This is a genomic window from Okeania sp. SIO3I5 (assembly GCF_010672085.1).
Lineage (GTDB): Bacteria > Cyanobacteriota > Cyanobacteriia > Cyanobacteriales > Microcoleaceae > Trichodesmium.
In genome coordinates this window covers 1-9,803 of record NZ_JAAHHT010000309.1, presented here as the reverse complement: position 1 = coordinate 9,803, position 9,803 = coordinate 1, and the positions used below count along the sequence as shown (strand labels likewise).

Below are 9,803 nucleotides of genomic sequence, written 5' to 3'. Positions count from 1 at the left end.
CTGTTTCAGCTAAAACTGTGCATGATTATTTTAGGTTGTGGGAAGACAAGGAAGACAAGGAGGACAAGGAAGACAAGGTGGTAAGGGAGAAAAAAGCCTATTGCACCATTTAAGATGAAACAGTCCAGTAGGATGAGATAGATGGGTTACTTCAGCAAATCCAATCTCCCCTTGAGAAAAGAAGATTCCGTATTTGAAGCTTCCTGATTTAATAGAGGTACTGATAACTGATAAATGAAATGACGGGATATAAGTCTTTAATAAATAGCTAGTTAAATAATTATAGCCTTTTTCAGACTAATGAGGTACAACTATCTTTATTTCTATTGTATTCTCTATTTCCAGTTAAGTGTTCCCTAAAAAAAACGAATTTTGTACCTTGTCATTATGGAATTTTTTAGATTAGAAAAACTCATCTGATTTTGATTCAAAGGAAACAAAATAGTGAAATTTTAAGTCATAAGTAACCTGTAAGGATAACTATTTGCAAACTGGATAACGAGCGCTAATATCTAGCGCAAAAAATGAACAAAAACGGGATTCAAACAGCAAAAAAATTTTTGTGTTTTTCTATAATTCTTACTTTTTAACCAAGAAAATTAGTAGTAATGTAGGTATATTGAAAATATGGCAAATATTTCAGGAGATAACAATGATAATCTATTAATTGGCTCTCCAGAACCTGACCTAATGGAAGGTTTTGGTGGAAATGACACTATTTTTGGTGAAGGAGGAGATGATACTCAAGACGGAGGACAAGGAGAAGATGAAATTTTTGGTGGTATTGGATCTGATTTTTTAATTGGTGGTGAAGATAACGATTTCTTACAAGGACAAGATGGACGAGACTCAGCATTAGGAGGTCCTGGAGATGATAGTCTGGAAGGAGGTCCCGGAAATGACTCTCTAGCAGGAGAAGATGGCAACGACTCTTTATTTGGAGAAACTGGAGATGACTCAATAATTGGTAATCAAGGATTTGATTTAGTTACTGGAGGAGAAGGCAACGATACACTAAGAGGTAGTCAAGGGGATGACAGTCTATTTGGAAATCTTGATGATGATGTAATATTTGGCGACCAAGGAAACGACATTGGTCATGGCAGTATAGGTAACGATTCGCTTTTGGGTGGTGATGGTAATGACTCTTTAGATGGAGGTAGTGGTGATGATACTATATTTGGTGAATCAGGTAATGATTTGCTATTTGGAATTATTGGCAATGATTTTATTAATGGTAATAGGGGTAACGATCAAATTTTTGGTGGAGACAATGTAGATAATCTTCGTGGTGGAAAAGGTGATGATTCAATATTTGGTGAACAAGAGAATGATTCTCTTTTTGGTGATTCAAATAATGACTTAGTTATTGGTGGTATTGGTGATGATACATTGTTCGGGGGAAAAGATAATGATACCCTTCAAGGTAGTGATGGTAATGACTCTTTGCTAGGCGATCGAGGTAACGATATATTATTTGGAGAAGGGGGAGAAGATACGTTAACTGGTGGAGAAGGATCGGATATTTTTGTATTACCTGGAGAACTAGGTAATATTGATGTAATTAATGATTTTAATCCCTTAGAAGATTTCTTGGCTTTAAGTGGTAACTTGACTTTTGAAGATTTAACTTTTCAACAAGGAACTGGTTTAAATTTCAGAGACACATTAATCACCATTGATAATGGCAGATTATTAGCAATATTGGTAAATGTTCCAGCTTCCATAATTTCAGAAGAAGACTTTGTAGATATTAGTCAACCTTTACCTGAAGTTGATTCTAATAATACTGGTGAATTTGTATAATTCAATTATTAAGAATTATCAGACCAGTTTTCCAACAGATAGCGTAATCTTAATCTAGGAATATAAGGCCAACCTCCCTTTGTTTCAATATCTTTGAGTAAGTTGTAAAGTGCCTGACGATTATCTGGCAATGTTTGTTGAAATGAACCTTCTCTGAGTTCCTGATGTAGGAGTTCCAGAGTTCTTAGGATAGCCAAGATTGCGATTGGATCGTCCTGATTATTTTCAGCTATAGCCTTTACTAAATCTGCTAATGATTGTAAATCACTATGTAAATTTGTTGACTCATTTTCTGTATTTGTGTTCATATTACCAGTTAAGAGCAACTTGATTAATCCTCAGACTAAAGCCAGATTGATACTCCCCGAACTAAAGGTGCGGGGACTTCTCAAAATTTCCTAGACATTCAACTATAGCTTAGTCTAGGTTTAGTGGTTGGTTTTTTTTTTGACATACTCCCGACGTTGCCCTTACGGGAAAAATAGGGATTCTGAGCGTCTGGGAAACCCTGACCGCTGCGCATGACAGAGGTGATGTCCTCCCCCTGTGTTAACATTGATAATAACAAAATGCTCCTAGCTTGTGTCTTGGGCATATGAACGTTTAGCTTATGAAGGTATCCGAATCCGGGACCAGGCTTTCATCCCGACGCTCCCCTCCCCCCTTCCAAAGGGGGGTTAGGGGGGATGGAGAGCACGGGACTTCCCGCCAGGAAAGTTAAATTATTTTTAATTATAACACTACATGACACAGGACAACTAAACTCGTCATATATGATGAAAGCAGGGCCTGACCTCTGTTGTTCATCAGGCATTTTCTCTTTATAGAATATACATATTAATAGTTATTCTACTATAGCTATTGACAATTTCTCACACGGCCATTAGAATGACTACTCTAGAAATGTAGATTCTGCCATGCTACTACAATACAAGTACAAGCTAAAACCCCATAAAAGTCAAGCGGTAATTATTGCTAATTGGTTGGATTGGTTGGAATTAGCCCGACGGCAATATAATTACCGTTTGGCTGAAAGGTTGAACTGGTTTGAAGCAACGCGCACACCAGTTAATGCTTATCCTGTTAATGTTTCAGTAGGGACGTTTAGCTAAAGCACAACTTTCCTAGGTCATGCTACCGCAAACGTTAACGCGGAGCGACATGAAACGCATTTTTGTTGAGTTGGGCGGTCACGAAAATGCGAACGTCCGTACAACGAATTTACCACGCATATTCCCGAGTTTAGGATACAAACCCTTATGGGGTAGAAAAAAGGACATTTTTGGTCATCCGATAACTAGAAAAGGTGACAAACATCCCAACATAATAAATGGTTATGTAGCTTGGGAAACAGTACAGTTAGCAAACTTAGCACACACTAAAAAACTTTTCCCCGAATACAAGTCTATCCACTCCCAGGTATTGCAAGATGTGATAAGCGCGCGTACAAACTACGATGGATAACTTGCGCCTTACCTGATAAAAATGGTAAGACGAGTGGTAGACCGAAATTCAAAGGGAAACATTATTATAATTCCTTAAGTTATCCTCAGTTATCAAATACCAATATTGTTAAAAATGCTAACGGTAGGTATTGTGTAAATTTACCAAAAATTGGCTTAGTCCCCTTAGTATACAATCGCAAAATACCAGTAGGATTCAAGGTTAAGACAGGTGCAGTAATCCGTGAAGCTCTCCGGATGGTATATTAGCTTCACTATAGAAGATCAAAGTGTGCCTTTGAGGCGTGCAGAAATTCAGCCCACCAGGAGAAAACTCATGCATGTATTGATTTAGGATTGTTACACTATGCTGTGACGAGTTATGGTGAGTTTTTAGAAGTGCCTAAGTTGTTCAGATTCTCTGAGCATCGCTTGTCCAAACTACAAGCAAGATTAGCTAAAAAACCCAAACATTCTAAGTGTTGGAAAATTCTCAAACATAAAATAGCTAAACTGCATCAATTAATAGCTAGACAACGTTTGAATTGGCAATTCTAGTTAGCATATCACCTGTTTTCAGATGTAAGTGTGATTTTTGTATAAAACCTACTCCTAGCACATTTAGTCAGACGTTGTAAAGCTAAATTAGGTGACAATGGTCAATTCTTACCCAATTCACAATCAGCCAAATCAGGATTGAATAAGTCTTTCCAAGATGCAGCAACTTATCAATTTCTTGATATTCTAGAGTATGTTGCCTGGAAGTTAGGCAAGAGAATTATCACGCGTAGATCCAAAAGGTACATCTCAGTATTGTTGGGAATGTTTGAATAAAGTCCCTAAAAGCTGATCATAGCGCTGGCATTCATGGCCAAAATGTGGTCAAGAGTTAGATAGGGACTATAACTCACCCACCCCTCTAGCTCCCCTCCCGGGAGGGGATGGGGGTGGGTAGGATTATTATCAATACAGGGGGAGGACATCACCTCTGTCATGCGCAGCGGCCAGGGTTTCTATGGCTGAAGAATCCCGCGTTCGTTATGTTGCGCTTACGCAACGTCGGGAGTATGTCAAGAAAAAGTAACCAGCAATGTAAAATATTATTTTGGGTTAATAAATAAAGATAAATCTACTCTCACACCAAGCAAATTAAGAATGTGAAGAATAACTTTATCCTAAATTGCCCTTACTTTCTCATAAAATCTAAAATCTAAAACTGGATTACTCATACTGCGTTATATGTTTACGCAGTAGCAATGTTAAATATTGAATGTTGAATCTTGAGGTTAACAATGAGGTATCGCGCTTTAATTGCTGTACTATTAGCTGTGTGTTTGAGTTTTTTAACTGCCTGTTCAGAAGGCATTGATAGTGATAAACCACTTACTTACGAAGATATTGTCAATACTGGGTTGGCCAACAACTGTCCTGAGTTACCAGAAACTGCTCGTGGTTCTATTGCTCTTGACCAAGATGGGTCTTACATTTTGACAGATTTGTGTTTGCAACCAACTACCTATTTCGTTAAAGAAGAACCAACTAACAAACGCCAAAAAGCAGAATTTGTCGAAGGCAGAAAATTAACACGTTATACTTCTACCTTAGAACAAATAACAGGTGAGCTTGTCTTTAATGAAGATAATTCCTTGACATTTAAGGAACAATATGGTATTGACTTCCAAGCCATAACTGTTCTTTTACCAGGCGGAGAAGAAGTTCCATTTTTATTTACAATCAAAGGACTTAGTGCTAAGAGCCAGCCTGGTATTACTGCTCTCAATACTTCTACTGATTTTAAGGGAATATATAATGTTCCTTCATACCGAGGCTCTAGTTTCTTAGACCCGAAAGGTCGTGGTGTGACTTCAGGATATGATAATGCAGTAGCTTTACCAGCTAGTTCAGACGATCAAGAGTTTGTCAAAGCTAATGTTAAGTCAGCAGATACTCTTCTCAAAGCTGGTGAGATGTCCCTTCAAATTACTAAAGTAGATGGGGAAACAGGTGAAATTGTTGGCTTCTTTGAAGCGGTTCAGCCTTCTGATACAGATTTAGGTGCAAAAGAAGCTGTAGAAGTTAAAGTTCGTGGTAATTTTTACGGTCGGGTAGACACAGTTTCTTAGGCTAATTGACATACTTCCCCGACACAATCTTGGATTGTGTCGGGGGTTATTTCAGTTATCAGTTATCAGTTATCAGTTATCAGTTATCAGTACATCTGGCGCTCACCATCGGGATTGAAATAAGGAATATTCTTATCCCCTAAAAAGAGGAAGCTTCAATAATGGATAATTGATAATGGATAATGGATAATTGATAATTGATAATTACCTCTCCCTAAAAGGAAGAGGATTGAATAAAAGGAAAATTTTTTCTTCTCTTGGTTGATTGGATATGGCGTTTGCTAGCGCAAAGCTCCGAAGTGCGCGTAGCGTCCCGGAGGGAAAGGAGACCCGAAGAATGCAGAGCCGCGAACGCTTTTCATATCGCGTAGCGTTAACGTTTACGGAGCATTCCTTCAGGAAAGTTTTGCGCTAGCTAAACGCCATCCCACCCTTCGGGAAGCTCCGCTTTTTATGTCGCGTTTGCTTTAGCATTCTGTAGGAAAGCGAAACGACCGCTTTTTTCTCCTTGCTTGTGAGAGGCTTTAAACCTTAATTATTCGGTAACTACCCCAATTTTTCGGTGAAATATTTTAATCTTTTTGGGATGACAAATGCTTTTTATCATCCCAAACTTGCTATAATTCCAGTCTTATGCCTCAAGAATTGAAAGTTAAGCAACGTTTGACTCCTGACTCCTACCCCTACCACAAGACTTTTTCAGCAAACCCTAATTAGCTATCCAAAATTAGTTACACATACTCTAAAGTTGAAAAGCATAAGTTATAAAAACTACAAATCAGTTTGAACTAAAACTCTAATTAAACAGTTGTGTTTAATATCACAGTCTAGCATTCCTAAACTCACAGCATTTATTGTAATATATGTCTATAAATATTAATGTGTATTTAATCTACCATAAGTGGTTGGCTCTCAAAATTATAATATAGCTATGTCTACCACCATTACTAAAGAACAAAAAAGTGAAAATCTAGAACTGTTGCGCCAGTATCAACAGTCTCCTTCTCATAAGCTCCGGAACCAATTAGTTAAACTAAATGTTGGACTTGTAAGAAAGGAAGTTTATCATTGGTTAAATCGATGTACGGAAACCTACGATGATTTACTCCAAGTAGGTTGTATTGGATTAATTCGAGCAATTGAACGATTTGACATCTCTAAAGGACGAGCCTTCAGTTCTTTTGCTACTCCTTATATCCGAGGTGAAATTCAGCATTATCTACGAGATAAAAGTCCTTCTGTACGCATCCCCAGAAATTGGTTAGCGATGGACCGGCAGGCTACAAAAATCATACAAGACCTCAGAGCTAAGTTAAAGCGGAAACCTACAGATTTAGAGGTAGCTTCTGCTTTAGATATTTCTTTAGATCAGTGGCATGAAATTCAAGTGGCCTGTCGTAACCGTGCCCCTCTGAGTTTAGATGCTCCAGTTCAAGATGAAGCTGATGGAGCTACTTCTTTGGGAGAATTACTCCCGGATCACCAATATCGTAGTTTTCAGTTAGCTCAAGAAGACCAAATTCGTTTACAGCAAGCATTGGCTAAATTGGAAGAGGGTACTCGTAAGGTTTTGGAGTTTGTGTTTCTGTGTGATTTGACTCAGAAGGAAACGGCTGAACGAATGGGAATTAGTGCTGTTACTGTTTCTCGGAGAGTCAAGAAGGGTTTAAAATCTCTGCAAAAGATAATGGAATAGTAATTAATAGCCAAATTAAAGTTAAAATATTTTAACTAACTAATTGAATTATTCAGGCATTTACCAAATACCCTGCACATAATGTTAATTAACTAAAAACTATAGTGCTACACTTGTATAGCAAACTAAATGATTTATGAAACTTTAGGGTAATTTCATCAACTCTGAAAAATCAAATAATGGGCTTTGCTAATTTTGGGTATGATTTGTATTTGTTGTTGATAATGCGCGACTCATACCTACAGGGATCGCTTTTACTATTGAATGAAAAATACTTCAGATGATTGAGTTTTGATTTTTATACTTTGATTCAGCAAAGCTTAATAATGGATAATATCATTTTTGGTTTGAGTTTTTAGTTTTGCTTTACTCCTGGAAATTCTTACCTTATTGGTAAAGCAAAACTAGGGGGGTAAAAGTTTTATCTAGACATTCAGTATAAAATTTCTAGACATTAAACATTGACAAGACAATTTTATTATCAACGCCTAATGTCTAATCTCATTTTTACTCTTTAATTTGCGTTAATTGACTTTTGTATTCCTCAAGTGCTGCTAAAACTTCTAGATTTGGGTTTGTTTCACTTTTCAATCTCTCCTCAAATTCGGCTAAAATTTCTGGAGGCAGTTTTTCTGGTATTTCGATAGATTCAGATTCATTTTCGTGGGGATAGGTTAATAATTGATATTCATTGAGATTTTGTTTAATAGAATGTCCATCGGATGTTGAAAATATGACATATAATTGCCACATAACTTGTAGAGAAAATAAACCTATTTTCCATAGTCTAAAATTTTATCTGAAAACTACTGAATTTTCAAACATACTATTACCGAAAAATTAAGGTATAAAGCCTCTACATTCATGCATAAAAAAGAAAAAAAATTCTTTTTAGTCAATCCTTATATTACAGAAAAGGTAATTATTAATTATTAATCGTTAATTATTAATTATTGAAAAACCCCGCCCAAGTTATAGATATGGGTGGGGTTGTTTTTTTATAACGACTATATTCCAGTCTTGATTGAAAGGCATAGATTAGATTTTGCCTTTCATCCAGTGCTTGAATATATTCTCCTTAACCATACTTTGTCGCAACACTTCAACTAAATATTCTTGGGCCTGTTCCCGACTCAAGTTTTTAACTTCGTCCCGTAGAACTTGTAATTTGAACTGTTGCTCCATAGTTAAACTGCTAGGCATTTCCATAGTTAATTTCTCCTTATTTAGATAATAGATATTGGCCTCTATCTTAAGGCCATCACTATGCTAAACGTATATCTTTCCTAATATGTAAATTATCGTAACATTTGCTTGACATACTGTCCATTATGTAGATTATAAAATTAATTTATTCCACAAAAGTTAACATTAATTTAATAAAACCCTGTTCTTAAGGGTGGGGTTTCAATAGAAGCTAGAAGTTATACATATAGTAGTCGTCTGGTTAGTTAGCAGATTTTCGTGTCTATCCAATACAGTCCCTGCTAAAAATTTAATTTATGACTTATGACTTATAACTTATGACTTCTGTTAAAATTAGGTTAGGACTAATGTTATAAGAAGTTGAAAAGTGGAGGACTGGTTAATGGACGCAATGGAATTTTTTCAAAGAAGTGCTGGTAAGTGGCGATCGCAACGGACAACTCATCACTTGGCCTTTAGACAAGCAGAAATGGGCAGCTCAGATATTCAAGTAACTAGCTTGGATGCTAAAGATCCAAAAATAGTAGAAATCTGCAAAATGCACGAAATTGACCCAAGTTTGGCTGCTGGAGGAGCTTTTGTAATTTGGGATGGTTCTATGGCCTGGGATAAAGATGATGAAAATCATCAGGGGTCAACTGTATTTGCTATTGTTCCTGACCCAGAAAATCCCAGAAAAGGCAGAATGTTGCGAGAGCGTGGGTATGCTGAAATTGTCCCAGTGGTGGGACGGTTTGAGATGGATGATGAAGATGGGCTAAATCTAATTACGGAATATGAAACTATGAGTTCTATTGAAAGATTCTGGTTTCCTAGTCCTAATCTGAGGATGCGAAGTAGTGCAGTGAAGCGGTTTGGTGGATTTAATACTTCTACTTTTTGCACGGAAGTTCGAGTAGAAGAAAATGACTCAGACTCAGACTCAGAAACATCTCAGGATACTAAACAATTTTATTCTGCTTTTGGCTGGTAGGTATAACAGAATTTATAATTTAGAATTTAGAATTCAGAAGTTAAATTCCCAGTCTAGTAGGGTGCGTTAATCAAATGTAATGCAACGCCTATCCCAAATATTTCACTGCGTTAAGCTATTGCGTATAGGGAATAAATTCATTTTATGAAGCACCACGGTCGAGGTGATGGATAGTGCAAATTTCTTCTATTGCGTATAGAGCAATAATAGATTCATTTGCTGAAGCACCCCGCAAGAGGTGATGGATAGGGAAAATTTCTTCTATTGCGTATAGAGCAATAATAGATTCATTTGCTGAAGCACCCCGCAAGAGGTGATGGATAGTGAAAATTTCTTCTATTGCGTATAGAGCAATAATAGATTCATTTGCTGAAGCACCCCGCAAGAGGTGATGGATAGTGAAAATTTCTTCTATTGCGTATAGAGCAATAATAAATTCATTTGCTGAAGCACCCCGCAAGAGGTGATGGATAGTGAAAATTTCTTCTATTGCGTATAGAGCAATAATAAATTCATTTGCTGAAGCACCCCGCAAGAGGTGATGGATAGTGAAAATT

10 protein-coding genes and 1 pseudogene are annotated in these 9,803 nt (G+C 36.9%); 7 read left to right on the top strand and 4 right to left on the bottom strand.

The genetic code is table 11. The annotated features are described in order from the left end of the window. The first annotated feature begins 627 nt into the window (after positions 1–627). Complete coding sequence (locus tag F6K40_RS36135) at positions 628–1,806, top strand: calcium-binding protein (RefSeq protein ID WP_293143776.1); 1,179 nt, start codon at positions 628–630, stop codon at positions 1,804–1,806. Positions 1,807–1,814: 8 nt separating this feature from the next. Here F6K40_RS36135 and F6K40_RS36130 read toward each other — a convergent pair whose 3' ends face one another. Continuing rightward, entirely contained in the window at positions 1,815–2,114 is a 300-nt protein-coding gene (locus F6K40_RS36130) for a VHS/ENTH/ANTH domain-containing protein (protein WP_293143774.1), read from the bottom strand. Between the two features lie 609 nt (positions 2,115–2,723). Between F6K40_RS36130 and F6K40_RS36125 the strand changes: the two genes are divergently transcribed. From F6K40_RS36125 to F6K40_RS36105, 5 genes and pseudogenes are all read left to right on the top strand, one after another. Then, positions 2,724–2,918: a helix-turn-helix domain-containing protein gene (locus tag F6K40_RS36125; protein WP_293143771.1), complete on the top strand. Its 195-nt coding sequence runs from the start codon at positions 2,724–2,726 to the stop codon at positions 2,916–2,918. Positions 2,919–2,937: 19 nt separating this feature from the next. Beyond that, a complete protein-coding gene (locus F6K40_RS36120; RefSeq protein WP_293143768.1) occupies positions 2,938–3,270 on the top strand; it encodes a hypothetical protein in 333 nt (110 codons plus the stop codon). A 308-nt stretch (positions 3,271–3,578) separates the two neighbouring features. Further along, positions 3,579–3,806, top strand: a pseudogene (locus tag F6K40_RS36115) (transposase); the annotation flags it as partial. A 734-nt stretch (positions 3,807–4,540) separates the two neighbouring features. Then, the gene (psbO, locus tag F6K40_RS36110; protein ID WP_293143762.1) at positions 4,541–5,371 is read left to right on the top strand and encodes a photosystem II manganese-stabilizing polypeptide; all 831 of its coding nucleotides are present in this window, start codon (positions 4,541–4,543) and stop codon (positions 5,369–5,371) included. A gap of 931 nt (positions 5,372–6,302) precedes the next feature. After that, positions 6,303–7,067 carry an RNA polymerase sigma factor SigF gene (locus F6K40_RS36105; RefSeq protein ID WP_293143759.1) on the top strand — a complete coding sequence of 255 codons (765 nt, stop codon included), beginning with the start codon at positions 6,303–6,305 and terminating at the stop codon, positions 7,065–7,067. 507 nt (positions 7,068–7,574) lie between these two features. Here the strand turns inward: F6K40_RS36105 and F6K40_RS36100 are convergent. Both F6K40_RS36100 and F6K40_RS36095 read right to left on the bottom strand, forming a co-directional pair. Beyond that, entirely contained in the window at positions 7,575–7,820 is a 246-nt protein-coding gene (locus tag F6K40_RS36100; protein WP_293143756.1) for a hypothetical protein, read from the bottom strand. A gap of 285 nt (positions 7,821–8,105) precedes the next feature. After that, the gene (locus F6K40_RS36095; RefSeq protein ID WP_293143753.1) at positions 8,106–8,276 is read right to left on the bottom strand and encodes an NblA/ycf18 family protein; all 171 of its coding nucleotides are present in this window, start codon (positions 8,274–8,276) and stop codon (positions 8,106–8,108) included. A gap of 379 nt (positions 8,277–8,655) precedes the next feature. On the opposite strand from F6K40_RS36095, the gene F6K40_RS36090 reads away from it, so the two are divergent. After that, entirely contained in the window at positions 8,656–9,246 is a 591-nt protein-coding gene (locus F6K40_RS36090; RefSeq protein ID WP_293143750.1) for a phycobiliprotein lyase, read from the top strand. A gap of 142 nt (positions 9,247–9,388) precedes the next feature. Here F6K40_RS36090 and F6K40_RS36085 read toward each other — a convergent pair. Further along, positions 9,389–9,803 (bottom strand): hypothetical protein (locus tag F6K40_RS36085; RefSeq protein WP_293143747.1); only part of this gene is annotated, 415 nt, incomplete at its 5' end.

Excerpts from the sequence above, each read along its gene's own strand:
- F6K40_RS36090 (WP_293143750.1), top strand. The coding sequence starts at position 8,656 with ATGGACGCAATGGAATTTTTTCAAAGAAGTGCTGGTAAGTGGCGATCG.
- F6K40_RS36135 (WP_293143776.1), top strand. The coding sequence starts at position 628 with ATGGCAAATATTTCAGGAGATAACAATGATAATCTATTAATTGGCTCT.
- F6K40_RS36095 (WP_293143753.1), bottom strand. The coding sequence starts at position 8,276 with ATGGAAATGCCTAGCAGTTTAACTATGGAGCAACAGTTCAAATTACAA.
- F6K40_RS36125 (WP_293143771.1), top strand. The coding sequence starts at position 2,724 with ATGCTACTACAATACAAGTACAAGCTAAAACCCCATAAAAGTCAAGCG.
- F6K40_RS36105 (WP_293143759.1), top strand. The coding sequence starts at position 6,303 with ATGTCTACCACCATTACTAAAGAACAAAAAAGTGAAAATCTAGAACTG.
- F6K40_RS36120 (WP_293143768.1), top strand. The coding sequence starts at position 2,938 with ATGCTACCGCAAACGTTAACGCGGAGCGACATGAAACGCATTTTTGTT.
- psbO (WP_293143762.1), top strand. The coding sequence starts at position 4,541 with ATGAGGTATCGCGCTTTAATTGCTGTACTATTAGCTGTGTGTTTGAGT.
- F6K40_RS36100 (WP_293143756.1), bottom strand. The coding sequence starts at position 7,820 with ATGTGGCAATTATATGTCATATTTTCAACATCCGATGGACATTCTATT.
- F6K40_RS36130 (WP_293143774.1), bottom strand. The coding sequence starts at position 2,114 with ATGAACACAAATACAGAAAATGAGTCAACAAATTTACATAGTGATTTA.